The sequence below is a fragment of the Colwellia maritima genome, assembly GCF_022669015.1.
Taxonomy (GTDB): domain Bacteria; phylum Pseudomonadota; class Gammaproteobacteria; order Enterobacterales; family Alteromonadaceae; genus Colwellia; species Colwellia maritima.
Window position 1 is genome coordinate 1 of the sequence record NZ_JAKKSL010000007.1, and the last position, 19,281, is coordinate 19,281.

A 19,281-nucleotide genomic window follows, 5' to 3' on the forward strand; every position below is an offset into this window, starting at 1 on the left:
AAATAGTTACTTACCCCCCTACTTAAACAAAAACTCTTTATAAACACGTAATTCTGCAATGGTTTCTCGAATATCAGGTAGTGCTTTATGTTCCAGTTTTTTATGCGCTATTGCTTGTTCTTCAAGTTCAGGCTTCCACATTCTACACACCAAAGCCAAGCTTGATACGTCTATTTGACGGTAATGAAAATAGTCGTTAAGTTTAGGTGTTTGCGCCATCATAAAACTTCTATCAAACGACACGGACGAGCCACAAACAATACCGCCTGATTTTGCCTTACGGTTGTATTGCTGAACCCCGATTGATGACAAATCCGTAATTAACTTATCTTCGATGCTCGACAAATCGCTGTTTACAATTTTTCTTTGATCAATGACTCGCTGTAATAACCCCGTTTTTTCGTGCATATCTCGGGCGTAATGATCACAACGATTGAGCATGTCATCATTTTGGCTAATAACATAATGAAACGTACCCACTTCATTAAGCTCAGTGTCAGTGACTATGACAGCGACCTCAAAAATAGGTAGATACTCACTACCAAGCTCACCATTAAGCAACCGCCCGTTTAAGCCACCTGTTTCCAAGTCAATAAATATTAAATGATTTTCCATGCTTTGCCCTTTACCTTTTGTCAAAAAGCTTTTTTAATTCACTAACTTCGTCGCGCCTTTTGATTAACGATCTACGTTGACTTTCTAGGTAATTATTCCACTTACCCTCAGCAGCCGCATTTTCTTTTAGTTGTTTGTCTACCACGCCTGACAAGTTGTTTAGCGCATTAAAGACGGTTCTTGCTTGCGCCTTGGTCAAGCTATATGATGTTTGTGTTTCGTTATTAACTGTTTTTTCAGTCATAATATCTGTCACTCTCTGTTAATTAATTATGAGTTATCTACCTAAATTTAGTTATATCATCTCAATATATGGTTTCAGCGACAACCAAGTTTAAAATTGTTGCTTTCTATTAAGTTTGAGATTGATATCATTTAATTCTTTGAGTAATAAGCTCTCTTTCGTGCGGATCTGACTTAGCAGGATTTTTATTTTATCTTTGGCGTAGTATTGCACTATTACGCATACTGGTTGCATCTTCTTTTTTAAGTTTTTTAGTATATTTAACAAGTTTTTCTCTACTAACAGAAATTCCTATAATGCTGCATTGGTAGTGAATAGAATCAATATTCCCGTATTTATTTTTACGAATGATAGCGTAAAACGCATCTCTTTTTTGTTTGTTTAGTGATGCCATAATCACATCTATTGTTTAAATATTTTCGCATAATATACAACGACTGATAAAAAGATAGGCCCATTAGACAACCCAATAAACTGCGCCTAATTTTTTATAAAGTAGGCGCAGATAGGAGATTAATGGTATACGGACGGCGTTTCGTGTGAGTTCTTCATATTTGCGGGTAGTTTTCTAACAAGATATTTGTCTGCAAGTAACTTTAATTCTTCTTGAAGCTCTATTGCAGTTTGATGATTTTCTGGTGTTTGAGATTGACCCACATCAACCGACTTTTTAACCACCAAATTCGCTAATTCATAAGCTTTAGATAAGTCAAACAAAGCCCCACGAAAAGCAAAGTATGCAAGCGGATCATCATTCATTTTAGCTGTACTTGTTTCAGAGAGGATGCCGGCAAGTAGATCGACGATAGTATTTGAATTGTTTTTTGACATAATTATATTCTTATAAATTAGTTAAGTTGTTGCCATGTTATATCGGTGGCTCAATATAGCCATAAACTAAAATGAATCAATCATGCCCACTCGTTAAAAAATTCTGGTGACTAAGTACGGCACGACCATGAATGAGTAAATTCGATAAATATGCCAATTGCCCTTTTTGCTTATTCAACCATACGCGCTGTGAGGGAGTAGATTCGCGTTCAAGTGCTTTTATATGTTCACCTTTAATATCAGCATATTTATTCATAGCAGCAAGCTTTTCTTTAACTTCTTGTCTCGTTAAACCATCAAGCTCTAAAAAAGGGACTTTGTTAAGAGTACTGTTATCGCATGGGTTGTTTTTATTCCAAATAGCGACTGCGCCATGACCTCTTGCTTGCCAATTACTCCGCTCCAGTGCATTCTCACACTTAACACACTCGACAGTCCATCGTGTTGAATTGTTATTATGCTTGATAGGTTTTATTTGTGATCGGCCTTGGCATTTTGAACACGGGTTCATTGGAATGTTTGTTTGTACTTTAGAGTCAAAAATTATAGAAATATCTTTATGAAAGGGGTATTTTACAAGCTGTTTCATAATAGAATCAGAGGACACAGATGAAATTTCATTCGCAGTATCAGGGTAAAGCTCTTTTATACGTTTTACCGCACTTTCGGTTGCCTTTTGATTAAGCATACTCATTTCTTTACTCGATATAAGCTGACTAAGATGATCTATCAGATAGTCTTTACGTAAATCTTCAAGTACCGGCTTTCTCCTGGTTCTCACTTTGGCTTGTTGTAAGTTACCAATGAAATAGCCAATGGTATGCAAATATGAATGTAATGTGTCTCTAAGCTGAGAGGACATGGGGTTTTTCATAAATTCTTCTATTCTAAACTTTGCGTAATTCGCTTGGCCTTTTAAGCGTTTAATATCTAGTGCGCTTTCTGGATCATCACAATCAACCACCCCCATTAGAGCGGTTAAGCTGTCAGGGACAGTGTTTGGTTGAGTCATAATAGTTTGTCGGTATTCTTCTCCGCGATAAAATTTCCAACATTGCTCACTTGAAAGTCTAAACTTATTTTCTTCTTCGTACTGAAAAATGATTGGGTTTTTAGCAAAACGAGAAAAATCTTTGAGTGTTGTGTGCTCATCCAGACGTATGCAAATGCGTGTTCCAATACGACGAAATAATACAAGTGAGGTATAACCATCGCTTCGAGAATTAAAGCGCTTATCATCATCGTCGGACAATGAATGAATAACTATCCCTTCAGGGTAAACCACACTGAACTCATAATCAGTCGGTGACACAGAGTAAATCAAAAACTCTATACCTGTATCATCAAGTGATTGGTAAAGTTCCTTTTCACATGCTTGAGAGGCAAGTTCTATTTGGATTTGATCAGTGTGTTTAGCTATATACTTGACGCCGATTTCAATTATTTTCTTGTTACTCATGTTTTCCTACCTTTTAAAAAGGAAATTAATACATAGCATTAAACTATGTCAGTGATTGACCTCCCAAAAACATTAAAAAATCATTTTGCTTTAAAGAATTATACAACCATATATGTAAAAAGTGCTTGCCTTGTATGTGCGAAGCACTATTGACACGGGAGGCAAGCCGATTTCGAAATTATTTACTAATGCAAGCTTGCGCCATTTTTCTTACTGTTCGTTGTTCAGCAGAATTCATTACGATAGATGGGTATTTTATTAACACTTGTTGCCATCGAGCAAGATATTGACATCTATAACTATGATTAGGTGGTAACCAGTTAGCAGGACCTTTTGCCGACTTTTCTCTATTTAAAGAAGCGCTAACAGCAATTAAGTTTATCGGATCGTTTGCAAATAGTTCTTTCTTTGATTTAGACCAGTTAGCACCACCATGTTTGTAAGCGTAATTCAGTGGAACTATGTGGTCAATATCGAGATCTCTTGGATTGACATACAAATCACCAGAATAATCATCAAGCCACTTACCCGTAGAAACAAAGCAACCATCACGACTCATAGTGACAGTCCTGGGCACTGCTTGCCTAACAAGAGTTTCGTGTCTAGTGTTAATACAATCATTAGGGTTTTGCCCCTCATTCCAATGCTTCCAGTTATGTCGATTATAAGATTTATTGCTGAATGACTGTATTGCTCTAGTAGATGATAATTCAACATTAGACGCGTTAGCCATGTGCTTAGGCACTCGTGAGCCTGGCACAGACAAACACGACTCTAATGAAGCGTACTTATCGTAGTGTTTCATCATACTAAATGAATGAGAACTTTTGTCGTGGCATAAACCAAAGACGGCTGCGCCTAACTTCATAGGAAAGAGAAACACTAGAAAATAATGTTATGCTAATTAGCAAACTACTGATCAGTGTCGTTTTAATTGTTAGCATAATAAACTTCTTTTTGAATTTGCTTTTTAGAATGTAACTCAACGAATGATCTGGTTAATCGTCTACCAACACTTTTATCATTAAATGTCAGCATACCTTCCGGGGAGTTCACAATGATACCATCATGATCAAGTGCCAAATCAAATCCATTAACAAGCATAGCGTTGATTAATATACCCCAATCTTTAACGTTGCCAATTGGGTCAAATACTTCACCCGAGTCTTTGAGTATCACAACTTCGTTTTTGCTTCTCGCTTCGCATATAGCTAGGCCGAGTAGGTTAGCACACTCAATTGTTAACTCTTTATCGTTATAGAGCGTCTTTACGTTAAGCATTGATTTTGGCATTGAGCCTCCTTTTACATAAATAATAAGGTATAGATAGATAAGCGCCCTCATGAATCAACTATACAGATAAATACAATAAGGACTACAAACCAGTGAATGCTATTTTACCTGAGCAAATTATCAAGCGAGATATTAGAGAAGTATAAAAACGTTATCTAATTATTATTAAAACAAGGAAAATAAGGAAAATAAGGAAAATAATTGAATACAAAAAAGTAAATAACTTTTTTTTGATACTTTTAATCCTCTTTTGAAATAACCAAATAACTTGCAGCAATAACATACGAACTAAAGAACATAAGACCCAAATAACATACAGCAATAACATACGGCTTATGATTGTTCGAAACACAAGCCTGCAATCCTATGAATTTAAAGGGTAAAATTAGAAAATATCATATTGCACGAAAACACGCTCATTGCAAAAACAGTATCTTTTAGAAAAACTTGCAAAAGAAACAACATTACCCAGTGTAGGAAATCACAGGGTTGTTTAAAAAACGAACAACTCATATAAAAAGGATCTGTTCATTAAAAAAAGATCTTTTTTTTGTTATTTTTAATAAAAACGTTAACTCATTGAATTGTAATAATATAATTTATCAATTGTCAGTTATTACGAAAACGTGTTTTTACGATCCCACCAAAGCACCCTACTTCGATCAAAGTAACAAAAAAGAAGCTCAAGTAAATCAATTGCATTTAAAACAGTTGGTTACGATGAAGCTGTTATTTGATTTATAAGTTTTCGTAATAACCCCCCAGTTGGTAACAATATGTGCATAACCATGTATTAGCTGTGCATAACTTAAAAAAGGACCATTTTTTTCGTAATAACTGACAATTTCAAGGCTAAATTTTTCGTAATAACTGACAATTTTTTCGTAATAACTGGCAGTTTTTAGGTCAGTTTTCGTAATAACCGACATTTTTTCAATATAATAATCATGTAAAACAATGAGATACGCGTATAGAAAGTATTAAGATCTTTAAAATCAAGATCAAAAGATCTAAAAGTTAATAACTTAGAGATTGAATAAATAGAAGATTTTCGCTTTGTTGCGAATTTAAAAAAAGTGATTACAATGACATCCATCAATTCACTGAGCTAAAAAAAATGACTGCTGACACTACCAACACAAAGTCAAAGAACAACACCTTAGTATTCTTGCGAAAAGATTATAGCTCAAATGCTCTCTTGGAAATAATTAAGTCCTTGGTTGAAAAAAAGCTTTTGAGAAAAAGTGATTTGTTAATTTGGGAGTCGGTGATGGTTAATATCGCCCCACAAAAAACAACAACGGTAAACAGTAAGCAAGGCGTGGCCGTTGATATTTATGATGTAATAGACGCGCTAAAAGGGTTTGATAATCCTGATTTTACTACAGGCAGAGTCTTTAACTACGATAGAAACAGCAAAAAAAACAAGCTGAAAAAATATCAAGAAATTGGTTTATTACGGTTGTTAAATGATTCCAATGTTGGTTATGAGATAAATTACCCAACGAATGCGAACCCGCAAAATTCTGCAAAAAAAGAAGTGGTACCTACCTAAAATCCAATAAAGAAGATTGGCAATTAATATCGACAGAAGCCATAGAAAAGATGGGTACAATTCAAGTCATATCAAACTATATTGGTCGTTGCGTGAGGCTCACAGATAAAATCAAAGCTGATGTTATCAAGGCTAATTTTATTGTAAAAGGCAGGACGATTGATGAACAAGATGGGGTGCTAGAGGTTGAAGCCACTTCATTGAAAAACTCAAGCATTGTAATTGCTGACGATCTCTTATTGGTAGATTATATTTACTCAATGATCAATGAAAAGCTAGAAGAGTGTGAAGATAAAAGTTGGGTGATTGAAAACAAGTTTACTTTCGATCTGGCCAACATAGCCCGTGACTTTGGTTGGCATGATTCTGGTAATGGAAGAAGTTTAATTTACAATAAAATATTGAGAATATCATCAACTGAATATTCGATATCTAGTAGCCAAAGCGCGTTATGGCTAATGTCACGCCTTGGTTTTGTTAGCGAGTCTGGTAGTGTTTTCACCAAAGCTAGATTAAGGTGGTTTCGTATAGGCCGGTGAGCAAAGTGAATATTCAACAGATAAAAGTAAAGAGAGTTCTCGGTATGTGACAATAAGCTTACCTGACTTTATCATTACTAATATAAATGATAAAAATAGAAAAGAGCCTTTCACCACACTCCCTATGTTTAAGCGCGATAAATCAATGCTTAAAGGGAAAAGCGCGGGTGTATTATGGACGCTCAACAACTATCTAATGACGATGCTTGCTGTGCCAGGATATATTCACGGTGCAGTTTTATTGGATAAGTTTCTAACAAGATGGCAACCTTATCTTGAAGATGTAGAGTTGATAAGAACAGCAAAACAAGTTTACCTCAAAGCTATCACTAACAAAGATACTTTATTGTATGCTCACGACATAAAAATAACAAAACGCAGAAAAATTAGTATTGGCCTAGCCTATTCATTAGTTGGCTATTTCCTTGTTAAAACAATAAACATTACGCCTTTTCACAAACAAATAAACTCAATTCAATACGAAACAACGGCTATTAGATTAAATGTTGCTGAAATAACGATGTGTAGAAAACGCATAGAAGAACTTAAAAAGACACCACTGTTTGTATCAGATGAATTTTTTAAGAAACAATTAGATGTAATATTCTCAACTGGCGGTAAGCATACAGTTGATAAAAAACGTACAAGCACGTGACTTCTCACCGCCCTTTAGGGCGATGCTTCTTGTTTCTTAGGCCGCAACTCGATAGTATTGAGATTGACGCAAGCCTCCACAAGCAGTAACGACTTGTCCACTCGCTTTTAAATCCAATATGCCCTTGTCACGAATATTAAGGGCTGCGTTAACATCCCTGTCTATATCCACAGCACCACACGAAGGGCAATCCCAACGTCGAACTGATAAAAGCATATCATTTACTTTGTCACCGCAACAATGGCACATTTTCGAGCTAGCAAACCATTGATCTATTTTAACCAAGTGCTTACCGCTTGCTTTGGCTTTATAAGCCAGTTTTAAAACAAAACTGTGCCACGAGGCATCAGCAATGTGTTTGGCCAATTTACGGTTTTTCATCATATTTGCTGATTTTAGTGTCTCGACAATAACCGCTTGGTTTTCGTCAATGATTGTTCGAGAGAGTTTATGTTGAAAATCAGCACGGGCATTAGCTACCTTTTCATGGCACTTAGCCACAATCAAGCGTGCTTTTGCACGGTTTTTACTGCGTTTAGCTTTACGTGATAATTGACGCTGCTTGCGCCTCAAGTTGTTTTGTGCGCGTTTGATAAAACGCGGGTTCGCTTCCTTTTTACCGTTTGATTGGATGGCAAAATGTGTTAACCCCAAGTCAATGCCTGTTACCTTGTCAATCGTTTGAAGTGGTTCGGGTTGTTCAACACCGTTATCAACCAAAATAGCGGCGTAATATTTACCTGTTTTAGTTAAGCTCACCGTAATGCTTTTTATTTTACCGATAATGTCTCGGTGGATATTGGCTTTAATGGGTTCCATTTTAGGTAGTTTGATGGCGCTATCAAGCACCTTTACGCCAACACAATGGTAGCTCGACTGTTTTCCATGTCTGCGTTTAAATTGTGGGAATTTAGCCCTTAATTTCGGGTTAAAGAAGTTATCAAACGCTTGATGCAAATGAATTACCGATTGCTGCAAAGCAATGGAATCATATTGCTTTAACCAAGCATATTTTCTGGATTTCTTGGCAATAGCCGGCAGTGGTTTTAAATCCTTTTTAGGGTTTAAATTAACGGCGTGTTTTCGATACGCATGAGACTTAATATGTAACGCTTTATTATACGCAAAACGCACAGCACCAAATTGAGCGTTTAAAAACTCAGCTTGTGTTAACGTGGGGTAAAGTCGGACTTTAATTGCGCTTAACATTTTCAGTGCTCTTGTATATGATTACTTAACTATATAACTTGAAGTGGGGATTGTAAAGTGAGTGAGCACAGTAAAAAAGCGTTGAATGGCTATCTCAAAAAACGTCATAGTGTAAGTAAACTGGTAGTACATCTGGTGTTTACAACCAAATACAGGCGAAAGCTGTTTACAGGTATTATGATTAATCAGTTAAGGGCAGCTTTTGAGTCTGCTTGTGTTAAGCTTGAATGTGAACTGATAGAAATGGATGGTGAAGCCGATCATGTTCATTTACTGGTAGCCTACCCGCCAAAATTATCAATCAGCGTGATGGTTAACAACCTTAAATCAGTATCATCAAGACTTTTACGGCTGCAAAACACGCACCTGACAAGGCAAAGTAAAAGCGCTGCTTTATGGTCACGCTCATACTTTGCCTGTACTGCGGGTGGCGCAACAATCGAGACATTAAAAACTTATGTGGACAGTCAATCAACACCTGAGTAAATAACGAGTATATCTACGCCTTATATCCCCGTCCGATTGGGCGAGGGTTTACGGCTAAATTGCTAACTTTTGTTAGAGGGCAAAATTAAGCCTCTCTAACAAATCCTCACTCCAGTAAAACATCATAAAATCACCGTAACTTTCAAAAATGGTGAATTAAAATGAACAAAACTCTTGTTACTACAATCATGGCTGCTGCCTTATCTTTTGGTGTTGCTGCTGATGAAATTAATAAATCAAATATCAGTAAAAAACTGCAAACAATCACTCCTTTCGCAGTGCAATCGGTAACTGACAGTGTAGTTGATGGTCTTTATGAAGTTGTGACAGGAAAAGGTATTTTCTACACAACCAAAGATGGTGAATATTTGTTTTCGGGTTCAATCCATGAATTTAAGCCAGGTTTAAGAAATATAACTAGCGAACGTAAAGCTGAAATTGCCTCTGTTGATATAGACAAACTACGCAGTTCATTTGTGACATACAAGGCACCAAATGAAAAACATGAAGTATTGGTATTCTTTGATACTACATGTGGTTATTGCCGTAAAATGCACAATGAAATGTCTCAATATAATGCGGCGGGTATCACGGTTCACTACGCAATGTATCCTAGAAACGGCATATCAAAATCCTCTGCCAATGGTGAAACTTTCACTCCTACCTATAACAGCATGATGAATGTTGTATGTAGTAATAACCCGACATCAACAATGGATATGGTGATGCGTGGCACTGACGTTGCACCTCAAGCGTGTGACAACTCAATTAAAGAACATTATGAATTAGGTTCAGCATTAGGTGTTCGTGGTACTCCTGCCGTTTACGCTATGGATGGTAAATCGGTGATGGGTGGTTATGCTCAAAGACAAGCCTTACTTAAAAAATTAAATGAGATTAAGGGGTAATCATGAAAAAGGCACTATTAGCGCTTATGGTATGTGCATCTTCTGTGATGGCTTTAGCTGAAGAAAAGCATGAATCTGTGTTACCTAACGACTTAATTAAAGCTGTGCAAAGTGAACCCACTGATGCGAAGGCGTTTCGTGAATCGATTAGAAATAATTTAACACGAAAAGGGGCCATACTTGGAATTCAAGAGTTACCAATGAAAAAACTGTTTTTCGTAGAAGCTGAACAAGGTACTTATATTGTTTCCTCTGACGGTAGGTTTGTATTTCAGGGAAAATTAACTGATGTTTGGCACAGAAAAACAATTACCGATCTAGCAAGTGCTGTGCAAGTGCAAAGAACACCAGTATCCAATATAGGATTTGAGCCTGAAGAACAGCTAGCAACATTTCAGGTGGGCAACCCAAAGCACTTCCAAGGCAAGGTGTTGCTTTTGTAGATCCAACATCAACTTATACTGAAAAATTCATTCAACATCTTTTAAGTACTCCTGAAAAATACAATTGGACAGTTATTTTAATGCCACTTGTCGGTGGTGAATCTGCAAAAAATAGGTCAAACCGTCTTTGGTGTGCTAAAGACCGTAAAGGTGCTTTGCTTGATTTGGCTTATGGCACCGATAAAGCTACAAATGATTTAAAAGAAGATTGTGACATTGAAAAAATAGTGGTGGCAACTATGTTGACGGAAATTTTTCAAATAACGAATCTTCCTCACATTATTAGAGAAGATGGCCTAAAAATATCTGGCTTCCCTGTAAAATTTGATAAATGGCTTGCACAGCCGTAAGGAATAATTATGAATATTAGTAAATTAGTATTGTTAGCTTCGGTTGCCTTATTTGCGCTGAGTGGTTGTGCTTTACAGCCCATAGGAAAAGAAGAATTTACTTGTGGTTCGCTTAAAAAAGGTGGCGTTTGTCTTGGCCCTAGAGACATTTACGAATTGACAAATAATCGTGAAAGTCTTGAAGAGTTGACGCAAGAAGAACTTAACTCGCAAAAATCTGGCGAGAAAATGATATCTTCAGGTTCGGCTAAAACAGTTAGTGCTACAACTTCAAGCGATAACAATGTGTATGAAGCTAGAACCAAAGAACAACACTCTTCTAATAGTTACCAATCAGCCAAAGTAATCCCGCAAACCCGCTTTGACAATGAAAATAGAGATGGCTTTATGGCTTGGCCAAATAACGGTGAGCCATTAGCGCCGGAAGCACTTGCGGTTATGACTGAACCCAAAGCAATGCGAGTCATGGTCACAGCATGGAAAGATAACAGTGGCTTCTTGAATTTACCCGGATATATCTATGTCGATGTTCAACCAAAAACATGGAAATACGGTGAAGATGCAAACTTGCGCCCTACCCGTGTAGTCCCATTGCAAATGCGTAAGGAAAGCCAACAAACTATTCGTGATAGAAAACATAAAAAAAGAGGCGTATCACCTCTTGAAGTTGCGGGGCAATAAGTATGAGAACACCTAAAAATAAGATAGTAAACTTAATGTCAAATGATAAATTTTCAGAGCTTCTTCCTGTTGTTGAATACTGGGATGAAGAAAAAATATTTATATTAGATGGACCTGCTATCGGTGCTATGTTTGTTTGTTCACCTACAGCGGGATGTAATGATGAAATACGAAATGCCCTTAATAACTTGTACAAAAGTGATTTCCCAAAGAATACCACTATTCAAGCAAGCTTAGTCTCAATGCCTGACATAGAAAACAACCTATATGGTTACAATGTTGTACGTGGTAATCGCATGATGAATAAAGATGAAGAACAGTGCGATACAATGGCTGATTCAATTCATGACTTCTATCGTAAAGGTGCAAAGGAAAGTATTAATGAAAGTGGCTTTCGTTTTAGAAATTTTGAATTTTGGTTTACCGTAAAATTTGATATAAAAAAAACCGTACCTTCATCAAAAGAAATCGCTAAATTTAACGAATCAATGAGAACAGTTCATTCGATGTTGACCTCATTTAGTCCTGTACGAGCAAATGAATTTGATTACAAGCGACGTATGAATGTATTGATGAATATGTACGGTGAAAGTAGTTGGGAAAATAAAGCTCATCATCAAGATAAAGCATTTGTTAACAAACCTCTGAGAGAAATGGTTTTAGATGTAGGTAAGTGTGTTGAAGTTAAGCACAACGGATTATCAGTCAAAGATGTGCATGGTGATGAAGCTCAATTTATCAAATCAATGTCAATCACTGACATGCCAGAGCAAATGATGTACGGCCAAATGTTAAATTTGGTAGGTGATTGGGAACTTGGTCATACAGGGCTTTTTGAACATTTCATGCTTACATTTAATGTTGTTTACCCTGATCAAGTAAAAGCTAAACGTGAAGTGCTTGGTAGAAAGAGTTTTATCACAAACCAAGCACGCGGACCAATTATACAATACCTTGATAAGCTAAGATTTCAAAAAAAAGATTATGATGCGATTAATCGTGAGATAGATCAAGAAAGTTCTAAAATAATCAAGTATTCTTTACAGGTTTTAACGTTTAATCGTAATGAAGCTGAAGCGGAAGCTTTTGCAGAAAAAATAAAAGGCACTTATTCAAGAAAAAACGTAAAGATAGTACAAGATAATTATTTTACACTTCCATTTGTACTTGGCGGGTTGCCGTTCGGTATGGATAATAACTACGTTAAGTTATCATCACGTTTTAATGATGCAACAAGTAAGGTTGGTGCCTTTTTTACGCCGCACATGGCTTCGTGGAAGGGAAACTCCGCGTATCCGACATTCATGATGGCATCAAGATTAGGTCAGGTCGTTAACCTAGACTTTTTTGAATCGGAAACGAACTACAATATTTATTGTGCGGCTACTTCGGGTGCGGGTAAGAGTTTTTTTACGGGTTATTTAACTAATGCAATCTTTGGGTTCGGGCATTAAAAAGGTAGATGTTGCAGACAGAGAAAAAGTTAAGCCAAATGACGGCTCTCAAGTGTTTATTATTGATGTTGGACGCTCTTATGAAGGTTTAGCGTCACAATATGAAGAATCTCAATTCCTCGTATTTGGGCGTGACTTTAAATATTCGCTTAACCCTTTTCCATCCATCGATGATTTTTATGGTAAAGAAGGGCAAGCCAATATGCTACGAACCTTGATAAAAACAATGGCAAGTCCATCGGGAGGGATTAGTGATTTACAAAATGCTGAAATTTTAGCTGTATTATCAGCTTTGTGGGATGCTAACGGCAAAAAGTCAACAATCACTCAGTTTTCTCAATTATGTTTAGATCATTCTATTATCGAAATGCAAAACATTGGTCGCCAATTGCGTCCATTTTGCGAAGGTGGTATTTACGGTGATTTTTTCAGTGATAAATACCCCCCCGTTGATTTCAATGGCAGACTAGTGGTTTGTGAGCTTGAAGAGCTCAAGTCGGATATACATTTACAAGTAACGGTATTGATGTCACTTGTGATGGGTATTCAACATGCTATGTATTTATCAGGAACAGATAGACGAAAAATGTTTATTCTTGATGAAGGTTGGCAGTATTTAAAAGAAGACGGTAGCGGTGTATCGATGATGGACTTCTTTGCTGAATTCTTAGAAACCGGTTGGCGACGTTTTCGTAAGTATAACGCGGCCGGAGCGCTTGTTACTCAGAGTGTTATGGATGCGTACAGTTCATCTGCGGGTCGTGCAATTATCGCTAACTCGGCTTGGTTGTTGTTGATGAAACAAAACCAAGAAGCGGTGAGCCAGTTAGAAGATGAAAAAGCTTATAGTGGTGACAAAGGAGATTTTAGTTTACTACGTTCACTAAGAACCGTAAAACCTCAACCTGGAGTAAGTAATGAGGCATTTTCAGAAGTATTCGTGCGTTATGAAGGACAAAAACAAGTGTGCAGGCTCTATACAGACAGGAGGTTACAATTAATACTTACAACAAATCCTATTGAGAAGGCTGCAAGACAAGAGTTTATAAATCAAGGAATGTCCCTAAGCCAAGCGATAGATGCATTATTAGAAAAGGAAAGGCTTGTAACTGGATAAATACAGGAATAACACGTGGAAATAAGTTTATATGGTGAACTTTTGATGGAAATCAGAAGGTTGCATGTGGCAGGAACGTCGTTCGGTGTTTCTAAACATAAAAAAATCAGGGAGGTAATAGCGGAATTAAATAGAACATCCCCTTCTCTTCATAAAATAATTACTATTGTAGAGTCAGATCCAGGGTTATCGGTTGCTGTAATAAAATTAGCTAACTGTACCATTGTTAATGGTGCATCATTAAAGAAAATTACGGTAAAACAAGCGATGATACGAATTGGTCTTGTCGGTATAGATTCGGCTTTAAAGGTGTATCAGGCTAGTATATTAAAACGAGTGGTATCCAACAAAAACTGGAGGGATTACATGGACAAAGCACTGGAACAAGCGCTAACTGCCGGCGCATTGAGTTATAATGTAGCCATGAAGTTAACTGGAAAAAGATCGGATGCAGAACAAGCATTAAATCTTGCTATATTATATTCTCTTGGTGTGTTTGCAAAAATAATTGCAGCAGATTCAATGGGTTTAGAAAATAATAAAAATATCCGTGAGGTTGTGCTTGAAAATAGTGCTATTGCTGCACAAGCCGTGTTAATAACCGCTAATGCTAGCTTTCAATTAATACAGTTTATTGAGAAAATAGAAAGCGAAAGTGTTAATGATGTATCTGTACTGGCGGCGCGTCGGATGGGGTTTTTTAAAAGGTACAATGGATACATTGTCATTCAACGACATCGAATTAAACAGAAAAAGTTTTTGAAAGGAAAATTAAAGTAATGCAATCACAAAGATTACTCTATCAAGATAATTATGGGAGTTTAAAAAGTACCGCACTGATTGAGTTTGTGACTCCTAATGAGTTGCTTTCTTTATTTGAACTAATAGCACCACAGTTCAACGCGACAAGCGAATTATTAATAAATAATAGAGGAAACCCATACATCGTATTCAACCTTAACAAAGAGCATCGAGTAGTGATCAAATCAATCAATCCGAGATGGTCTGAAGAAATGGCTTCAGATAAATTTGTATTATTAACGAGAATTTGCGAAAAGGGTTTACTAACTTTTAAAGATATTAACGCATTAAACCGCGATAATGTTGACGTTAAATTTACTGCCTACACACCTAAAGGCGAGAAAGAAACGTATTTAGGTGTGGACAAATTAATGGGATTGGTGGTGGTGTGACGGTTCAATCAATTATAATGATAGTAAATGAATTTATTTTTACCCAAAAAACATTACAACTCGCATTCAAACATAACAACAATGTATCATCAGACAACAAAAACACGAAATCTCCAAAAGATATTCACTAGAAAATCAATGCAAGTTCAGTGGTGTTAACAGCTCCAATAACACTCACTGACTTCAGCATCATTTTTGTTTCAAGTACTGGGTGTTTTATTTTAAAGGATTGCTTTGAATCTTGCTTACGTAATGTTGCTATATTCTTATCCACTTTTACACAATCAAAACAAGCCGGCACCTTTTCACCAATAATCACTGACGGTGTAGATTTGCCACCAAAGCGACAAAAACTACCCTGCTCAGTTTTTTTCTGACCATTAATCCTTTGATAAAACCATATCTTGAGGTTGCCCCCCACTGCTGTATAGGTAATTCTCGTGACTTAACAAGGCCACTGGCCCCATTATCTTCAGACAAAGGTAAGTGTTTACGTAACATTTTATATCGGTCGCAAAAAGGCATGTTAGATAAGTCCACGTTATGAAAATAACTCGCATCAGTAATAAATAGATTATCACCATCGAAAATAGCCTCTGCTAACATCCCTCTAAATCCATCTTGTTGTGCGGCTCTTTTACAAACAAACTAGCACGACCGGTAAACGCATAATCGTTAACAACGAACCCCGTCGGCGTTTCTAGATCACTAATGCTAATATTACCTTGTTCATCAATTAGTAGTACAATTTGCAGTCCTCCAGGTAAGTCTTGAAATAAAAAATCATTTGGTTTTTGCGCATTATTCTTGAAAAACTGTGTGTTTGTTTGAAAAGTTGGCCTAGAAAAACAACGAATATCTTTAAGGTCTTTACACAGTTCGCCATTAAATTCGTCCGTTACTTCATATTCTTCTTGCTCAAGTGCCGTAACTTCAATATTAACGCTTTTAAAGGCCAAATGTTTGTGTTTGGTTATGAATAGACGCGGCTCATGATCTACTGCGTTTTGCCAACCACGACAATTATAGGTTGTACGGGATACTACATAACTGCCATCACTTAACTCATGTATCATGAACTTTTGCAAGCGCAACTTGGTCGTGCGCTTCTCCAGTTCAATATAATGAATCACATTAGGTGAGTAATATTGCTGAATATATTTTCGCGCATGATTAATGTATTTATCTTCTTTTCTAAACATGATTAAAATCCACCCCACTCATCATTTACATACCCTTTGTCACAGACTGTTAATGCTTTTTCAACTGTTTTAGGTTCGGCTTTTTTAACTTTGGGTATTTGAGGGTTCGAGGCAACCACTTTTAAATCAGGTTTTCTACTGTTCTGACTTTTTCTTGCTGTCAATGCATTAAAGCGATTGGATTTCTTAGCAATCAACTGACCATAGCTAGAATAAACTAGACTTTCCTTTTCGGTATCAGAATCTTCATCATAATAAGTTAACATATTCTTTCTGGCTGCTTCGAATTTTATAAGTTTATCTTCTTTTAAAACATTTTCTATTTGCATAATAAATCTTTGGCTCATCATACAAGCGGTGATACAACGCAGAAAAAACGATATCATCCCATTCTTTTTTGTTAAAAGGATTAACGCCATTGTATTTTTTTTCAAAAATAGACTCACCTATTCCTTGTATCTCGGCTTCATTAAAGCCTACGCTAAATTGTTTGCTTTCATCAATAATAGTGCCATTAATAAAACAGTATTTTTGATGAGTCTTTTCAAGGTTTGGTTTATGAATAATATGCTTATCCGAGCCGTATCGCTCAAAACGTTCACCATGATAAGCAATAGCCATGTCATTGATTGCTATTTTTTTACCTACTGTAAGTTGGTGTTTGTAAAATCCGGGCATTATTTCCATCACAGCGATAAAAGACTGTAACCCTTTGTTTAGCGAAGGAACAACCAAACAATATCTAAATAGCTCTATAGGGGTTAAATCTAGCTGTGTCATTGTTGACATCACAACATTGACTACCTCACTTGGTTTTACATCATTTAAAGAAATTGCTTCTTGTCCATATTGTGAGATGCGGTTGTACTGCTTATTAACCCATTTGTTTATCTCTTTGTTGTGTTGCGATCCAAGTGATTTATTCAGACTTGTTATTAATTCTCTCATTGGTTAGCTCCTGCTAATGCTTCTTCAAATTGCTTACTTAAATCACACTCTTGATCACCTTCATTATCTGAAAACAACTCAGGCGAAATATCAAAAAAATCATGAAAATCACGAAATAATGCTCTTTGTGCTAATACGCGAAAACACTTTTCTCGCCAAGGACCACCATAAAGGCTGTCCTCCGCTCTTAACCCTAAACTTAGTTTCAGTTGTATATCCTTTTCTGCAGAGCTGTACAGTTGCTCTTTTGGTATTTTACACCCCATAAATGAGCCATCTTTCATAATATAACCAAGACAAAGGCACAAACAATATCATCATTTTCTCGACTAGAAGGGCTAGAAAAAAGAGGACGAGTATCGTTACCAAGCCAAGTAAAGGAGTCACTTTCAAAAACAACATCACAAAGAATGTTATCTACTAAGTCTGATTTAGCAGCGTGATACCGCATACCCCGATAGCCAAGAATAAACAGAGGTTCTAAAGCACCACTAGTTGATATTTGTGTGCTCAAGTAGAAATGCTTTTTCATTGGTTCAAAACTAAGTCCAGTTGAACTAATAGATAACAATATACGCTTTAGTTTATGACTAGATACTGAAGATAAAGCAGGAACCGTTGCAGTAGCGACACTGTTGTTAATCATTTTAAATGCCAATGTGTACTCGTTATCAATAGTAGTAAGACTCGCTCCATGCTTTAAATAGTTCTGTGTAAATTCAGCCTTAAATTCGCTGTCTTTATAAAGCTCAATAAGGCGAGTAACTAATGGGGTTGTGTTGCTCATGTTTATTCTCCGTCGTTTCAGTTGTTATCTATATTACGTCACATCATAAAGCCCGCAACAAACTAGAAAACCCAACAAAACCCAGTAAAAACGGTAATTCCCACTTTGTTGCGAGATGTAAAGCTTATGGTTAAATGGTTGGCATAGATACAAACGAAAGGTGAAACACAATGTCTCAAGCATTAATGATAGATGAATTTGAAGAAGACAATAAAGAGAATGAATTGTCGAATTGGATAGAGCGGGCTAAACCATCATACATCAATGGTAAGCCGACTTATCTTGATGATGCGGGAGAAATTATCGAAGGGATATATTTAGACATGCCTAACGATGTTTATCATGCCCTACCCGCACTGAGTTCATCAAAACTTAAAAAGTTCATTGATTCTCCTGCACATTATTATCGTGAGTACTTGTCGGGTATCACAAGAAAGAGAACAACGGCAATGCAAAACACGTTCGACGCCGGAACTCATTCACATAGCTTAGTCTTAGAGCCAGAAGGATACTACGATCGCTATTTTAGAGATGTTATGCCAATTGATTATCCAGATGCTTTACATACGGCTGTACAAATTGAAGAACAACTTGTGAAATTAGGTTTAAAGAAAAGCGGGACTAAAGCAGAAAAAATAGCGAGATTAATCGCCGCCGATCCCACAGCAGAAGTGTTTGAGGATATTCAACAACGTGAGTATGACAAGCAAGGCGTTAAAGGGACTATGGTGTTTGAAGGGGAAGATGTGACTACCTATGGTGGAAAAATCCCTGTTGATGGTCAAGTGTGGGACGATGCTCATAGAGCTGCTAGAACGACAAGACAACATAAAGAAGCTGATGCATATATTAGTAACGGTTTGCCAGAAGTTGCAATTTTTCATCGCTGCCCAAAAACAAACATGATGTTGAAAGTAAAATTTGACTGGTTGCGTTTTGATGATGAAGCAGTGGATTTGAAGACCACGTTATCTACACGACCAGAAAAATTTGCTCGTCAATTAAACGATTTACATTATGACGGTCAACAAGAATTCTATAAGTATGTAGCGTTATTGTCAGGAATAGAAATCAAAGAGTTTACGTTTGTGGCGACTGAATATGTCCATGCGGATATTTGTCAGCCATATAATTTACCACGAACTAGATCGATACGTGCGAGTGAGATGGTTCAAACAGGATTAAAGGAGATGGCTGAATGTCAAAAGACAGGTGTTTGGTACGGTTGGTCTAAAGACGACTGCACTATGACGCTAATGAAGTAGCAGTAGAGGCTTGATATAAGGCTCTCTACCAAAATAAAACCCAATAT

General features: G+C 36.7%; 28 protein-coding genes. 13 read left to right on the top strand and 15 right to left on the bottom strand.

All coding sequences use genetic code 11. From position 1 onward, the window contains the following. Nucleotides 1-18: 18 nt before the first annotated feature. The 7 genes from orn to L3081_RS24035 all read right to left on the bottom strand — a co-directional run bounded on the left by orn (nt 19) and on the right by L3081_RS24035 (nt 4,442). Nucleotides 19-615 (bottom strand): oligoribonuclease, encoded by a 597-nt coding sequence (gene orn, locus L3081_RS24005; protein WP_242288898.1) that lies wholly within the window; start codon nt 613-615, stop codon nt 19-21. A gap of 10 nt (nt 616-625) precedes the next feature. Beyond that, nucleotides 626-859 carry a hypothetical protein gene (locus tag L3081_RS24010; protein ID WP_242288901.1) on the bottom strand — a complete coding sequence of 78 codons (234 nt, stop codon included), beginning with the start codon at nt 857-859 and terminating at the stop codon, nt 626-628. A gap of 190 nt (nt 860-1,049) precedes the next feature. Continuing rightward, nucleotides 1,050-1,253, bottom strand: a complete 204-nt coding sequence (locus L3081_RS24015; protein ID WP_242288903.1) for a hypothetical protein — start codon at nt 1,251-1,253, stop codon at nt 1,050-1,052. A gap of 119 nt (nt 1,254-1,372) precedes the next feature. Beyond that, the gene (locus L3081_RS24020) at nt 1,373-1,690 is read right to left on the bottom strand and encodes a hypothetical protein (protein ID WP_242288905.1); all 318 of its coding nucleotides are present in this window, start codon (nt 1,688-1,690) and stop codon (nt 1,373-1,375) included. Nucleotides 1,691-1,766: 76 nt separating this feature from the next. Next, entirely contained in the window at nt 1,767-3,149 is a 1,383-nt protein-coding gene (locus tag L3081_RS24025; RefSeq protein WP_242288907.1) for a hypothetical protein, read from the bottom strand. Between the two features lie 178 nt (nt 3,150-3,327). Further along, the gene (locus L3081_RS24030; protein WP_242288909.1) at nt 3,328-4,017 is read right to left on the bottom strand and encodes an HNH endonuclease family protein; all 690 of its coding nucleotides are present in this window, start codon (nt 4,015-4,017) and stop codon (nt 3,328-3,330) included. Between the two features lie 62 nt (nt 4,018-4,079). Beyond that, nucleotides 4,080-4,442, bottom strand: coding sequence for a hypothetical protein (locus L3081_RS24035; RefSeq protein ID WP_242288911.1), 363 nt, complete (start codon nt 4,440-4,442; stop codon nt 4,080-4,082). A gap of 1,270 nt (nt 4,443-5,712) precedes the next feature. Between L3081_RS24035 and L3081_RS24040 the strand changes: the two genes are divergently transcribed. From L3081_RS24040 to L3081_RS24050, 3 genes are read left to right on the top strand one after another with little or no spacing between them, the layout of a single operon-like run. Then, on the top strand, nt 5,713-5,997 hold the full coding sequence (locus tag L3081_RS24040; RefSeq protein WP_242288913.1) for a hypothetical protein: 285 nt from the start codon (nt 5,713-5,715) through the stop codon (nt 5,995-5,997). A gap of 50 nt (nt 5,998-6,047) precedes the next feature. Then, the gene (locus L3081_RS24045; RefSeq protein WP_242288915.1) at nt 6,048-6,536 is read left to right on the top strand and encodes a hypothetical protein; all 489 of its coding nucleotides are present in this window, start codon (nt 6,048-6,050) and stop codon (nt 6,534-6,536) included. A gap of 46 nt (nt 6,537-6,582) precedes the next feature. Next, nucleotides 6,583-7,191: a hypothetical protein gene (locus L3081_RS24050; RefSeq protein WP_242288917.1), complete on the top strand. Its 609-nt coding sequence runs from the start codon at nt 6,583-6,585 to the stop codon at nt 7,189-7,191. Between the two features lie 36 nt (nt 7,192-7,227). On the opposite strand, the gene L3081_RS24055 is transcribed toward L3081_RS24050, so the two are convergent. Continuing rightward, entirely contained in the window at nt 7,228-8,400 is a 1,173-nt protein-coding gene (locus tag L3081_RS24055) for a transposase (RefSeq protein ID WP_242288919.1), read from the bottom strand. 81 nt (nt 8,401-8,481) lie between these two features. On the opposite strand from L3081_RS24055, the gene tnpA reads away from it, so the two are divergent. The 9 genes from tnpA (at nt 8,482) to L3081_RS24100 (ending at nt 15,032) form a co-directional block, all read left to right on the top strand. After that, entirely contained in the window at nt 8,482-8,886 is a 405-nt protein-coding gene (gene tnpA, locus L3081_RS24060) for an IS200/IS605 family transposase (protein ID WP_242289486.1), read from the top strand. Between the two features lie 161 nt (nt 8,887-9,047). Continuing rightward, nucleotides 9,048-9,794: a DsbC family protein gene (locus tag L3081_RS24065; RefSeq protein WP_242288921.1), complete on the top strand. Its 747-nt coding sequence runs from the start codon at nt 9,048-9,050 to the stop codon at nt 9,792-9,794. A gap of 2 nt (nt 9,795-9,796) precedes the next feature. Next, nucleotides 9,797-10,237: a disulfide isomerase DsbC N-terminal domain-containing protein gene (locus L3081_RS24070; RefSeq protein ID WP_242288923.1), complete on the top strand. Its 441-nt coding sequence runs from the start codon at nt 9,797-9,799 to the stop codon at nt 10,235-10,237. Nucleotides 10,238-10,317: 80 nt separating this feature from the next. Next, entirely contained in the window at nt 10,318-10,587 is a 270-nt protein-coding gene (locus tag L3081_RS24075) for a thioredoxin domain-containing protein (protein ID WP_242288925.1), read from the top strand. A gap of 9 nt (nt 10,588-10,596) precedes the next feature. Then, complete coding sequence (locus L3081_RS24080; protein ID WP_242288927.1) at nt 10,597-11,268, top strand: TraV family lipoprotein; 672 nt, start codon at nt 10,597-10,599, stop codon at nt 11,266-11,268. Nucleotides 11,269-11,303: 35 nt separating this feature from the next. Next, the gene (locus L3081_RS24085) at nt 11,304-12,722 is read left to right on the top strand and encodes a TraC family protein (protein WP_242288929.1); all 1,419 of its coding nucleotides are present in this window, start codon (nt 11,304-11,306) and stop codon (nt 12,720-12,722) included. Further along, nucleotides 12,697-13,839, top strand: coding sequence for a TraG/VirB4 family ATPase (locus tag L3081_RS24090; RefSeq protein WP_242288931.1), 1,143 nt, complete (start codon nt 12,697-12,699; stop codon nt 13,837-13,839). Before L3081_RS24085 ends, L3081_RS24090 begins: the two co-directional genes overlap by 26 nt. Before the next feature lie 15 nt (nt 13,840-13,854). Continuing rightward, entirely contained in the window at nt 13,855-14,619 is a 765-nt protein-coding gene (locus L3081_RS24095; protein ID WP_242288933.1) for an HDOD domain-containing protein, read from the top strand. Then, nucleotides 14,619-15,032 carry a hypothetical protein gene (locus L3081_RS24100; RefSeq protein ID WP_242288934.1) on the top strand — a complete coding sequence of 138 codons (414 nt, stop codon included), beginning with the start codon at nt 14,619-14,621 and terminating at the stop codon, nt 15,030-15,032. Before L3081_RS24095 ends, L3081_RS24100 begins: the two co-directional genes overlap by 1 nt. 127 nt (nt 15,033-15,159) lie before the next feature. Here L3081_RS24100 and L3081_RS24105 read toward each other — a convergent pair whose 3' ends face one another. Genes L3081_RS24105 through L3081_RS24135 form a run of 7 tightly spaced genes read right to left on the bottom strand, consistent with a single transcriptional unit; the run spans nt 15,160 to nt 17,969 of the window. After that, nucleotides 15,160-15,351 (bottom strand): hypothetical protein, encoded by a 192-nt coding sequence (locus tag L3081_RS24105; protein WP_242288936.1) that lies wholly within the window; start codon nt 15,349-15,351, stop codon nt 15,160-15,162. Next, nucleotides 15,348-15,638, bottom strand: coding sequence for a hypothetical protein (locus L3081_RS24110; protein WP_242288938.1), 291 nt, complete (start codon nt 15,636-15,638; stop codon nt 15,348-15,350). The genes L3081_RS24105 and L3081_RS24110 overlap by 4 nt, the downstream gene beginning before the upstream one ends. Next, complete coding sequence (locus tag L3081_RS24115; protein ID WP_242288940.1) at nt 15,632-16,234, bottom strand: hypothetical protein; 603 nt, start codon at nt 16,232-16,234, stop codon at nt 15,632-15,634. Before L3081_RS24115 ends, L3081_RS24110 begins: the two co-directional genes overlap by 7 nt. Before the next feature lie 2 nt (nt 16,235-16,236). Further along, entirely contained in the window at nt 16,237-16,563 is a 327-nt protein-coding gene (locus tag L3081_RS24120; protein ID WP_242288942.1) for a hypothetical protein, read from the bottom strand. Beyond that, nucleotides 16,532-17,182 carry a hypothetical protein gene (locus L3081_RS24125; protein WP_242288943.1) on the bottom strand — a complete coding sequence of 217 codons (651 nt, stop codon included), beginning with the start codon at nt 17,180-17,182 and terminating at the stop codon, nt 16,532-16,534. The genes L3081_RS24120 and L3081_RS24125 overlap by 32 nt, the downstream gene beginning before the upstream one ends. Next, nucleotides 17,179-17,466 carry a hypothetical protein gene (locus L3081_RS24130; RefSeq protein WP_242288944.1) on the bottom strand — a complete coding sequence of 96 codons (288 nt, stop codon included), beginning with the start codon at nt 17,464-17,466 and terminating at the stop codon, nt 17,179-17,181. The genes L3081_RS24125 and L3081_RS24130 overlap by 4 nt, the downstream gene beginning before the upstream one ends. After that, nucleotides 17,463-17,969: a recombinase RecT gene (locus L3081_RS24135; RefSeq protein WP_242288946.1), complete on the bottom strand. Its 507-nt coding sequence runs from the start codon at nt 17,967-17,969 to the stop codon at nt 17,463-17,465. The genes L3081_RS24130 and L3081_RS24135 overlap by 4 nt, the downstream gene beginning before the upstream one ends. A 170-nt stretch (nt 17,970-18,139) precedes the next feature. On the opposite strand from L3081_RS24135, the gene L3081_RS24140 reads away from it, so the two are divergent. Then, a complete protein-coding gene (locus L3081_RS24140) occupies nt 18,140-19,234 on the top strand; it encodes a PD-(D/E)XK nuclease-like domain-containing protein (protein ID WP_242288947.1) in 1,095 nt (364 codons plus the stop codon). Nucleotides 19,235-19,281: the final 47 nt, after the last annotated feature.

Coding starts and splice junctions, on each gene's coding strand:
- orn (WP_242288898.1), bottom strand. CDS start 615: ATGGAAAATCATTTAATATTTATTGACTTGGAAACAGGTGGCTTAAAC.
- L3081_RS24010 (WP_242288901.1), bottom strand. CDS start 859: ATGACTGAAAAAACAGTTAATAACGAAACACAAACATCATATAGCTTG.
- L3081_RS24015 (WP_242288903.1), bottom strand. CDS start 1,253: ATGGCATCACTAAACAAACAAAAAAGAGATGCGTTTTACGCTATCATT.
- L3081_RS24020 (WP_242288905.1), bottom strand. CDS start 1,690: ATGTCAAAAAACAATTCAAATACTATCGTCGATCTACTTGCCGGCATC.
- L3081_RS24025 (WP_242288907.1), bottom strand. CDS start 3,149: ATGAGTAACAAGAAAATAATTGAAATCGGCGTCAAGTATATAGCTAAA.
- L3081_RS24030 (WP_242288909.1), bottom strand. CDS start 4,017: ATGAAGTTAGGCGCAGCCGTCTTTGGTTTATGCCACGACAAAAGTTCT.
- L3081_RS24035 (WP_242288911.1), bottom strand. CDS start 4,442: ATGCCAAAATCAATGCTTAACGTAAAGACGCTCTATAACGATAAAGAG.
- L3081_RS24040 (WP_242288913.1), top strand. CDS start 5,713: ATGGTTAATATCGCCCCACAAAAAACAACAACGGTAAACAGTAAGCAA.
- L3081_RS24045 (WP_242288915.1), top strand. CDS start 6,048: ATGGGTACAATTCAAGTCATATCAAACTATATTGGTCGTTGCGTGAGG.
- L3081_RS24055 (WP_242288919.1), bottom strand. CDS start 8,400: ATGTTAAGCGCAATTAAAGTCCGACTTTACCCCACGTTAACACAAGCT.
- L3081_RS24065 (WP_242288921.1), top strand. CDS start 9,048: ATGAACAAAACTCTTGTTACTACAATCATGGCTGCTGCCTTATCTTTT.
- L3081_RS24070 (WP_242288923.1), top strand. CDS start 9,797: ATGAAAAAGGCACTATTAGCGCTTATGGTATGTGCATCTTCTGTGATG.
- L3081_RS24075 (WP_242288925.1), top strand. CDS start 10,318: ATGCCACTTGTCGGTGGTGAATCTGCAAAAAATAGGTCAAACCGTCTT.
- L3081_RS24080 (WP_242288927.1), top strand. CDS start 10,597: ATGAATATTAGTAAATTAGTATTGTTAGCTTCGGTTGCCTTATTTGCG.
- L3081_RS24085 (WP_242288929.1), top strand. CDS start 11,304: ATGTCAAATGATAAATTTTCAGAGCTTCTTCCTGTTGTTGAATACTGG.
- L3081_RS24090 (WP_242288931.1), top strand. CDS start 12,697: ATGCAATCTTTGGGTTCGGGCATTAAAAAGGTAGATGTTGCAGACAGA.
- L3081_RS24100 (WP_242288934.1), top strand. CDS start 14,619: ATGCAATCACAAAGATTACTCTATCAAGATAATTATGGGAGTTTAAAA.
- L3081_RS24110 (WP_242288938.1), bottom strand. CDS start 15,638: ATGTTAGCAGAGGCTATTTTCGATGGTGATAATCTATTTATTACTGAT.
- L3081_RS24115 (WP_242288940.1), bottom strand. CDS start 16,234: ATGTTTAGAAAAGAAGATAAATACATTAATCATGCGCGAAAATATATT.
- L3081_RS24120 (WP_242288942.1), bottom strand. CDS start 16,563: ATGCAAATAGAAAATGTTTTAAAAGAAGATAAACTTATAAAATTCGAA.
- L3081_RS24125 (WP_242288943.1), bottom strand. CDS start 17,182: ATGAGAGAATTAATAACAAGTCTGAATAAATCACTTGGATCGCAACAC.
- L3081_RS24130 (WP_242288944.1), bottom strand. CDS start 17,466: ATGAAAGATGGCTCATTTATGGGGTGTAAAATACCAAAAGAGCAACTG.
- L3081_RS24135 (WP_242288946.1), bottom strand. CDS start 17,969: ATGAGCAACACAACCCCATTAGTTACTCGCCTTATTGAGCTTTATAAA.
- L3081_RS24140 (WP_242288947.1), top strand. CDS start 18,140: ATGTCTCAAGCATTAATGATAGATGAATTTGAAGAAGACAATAAAGAG.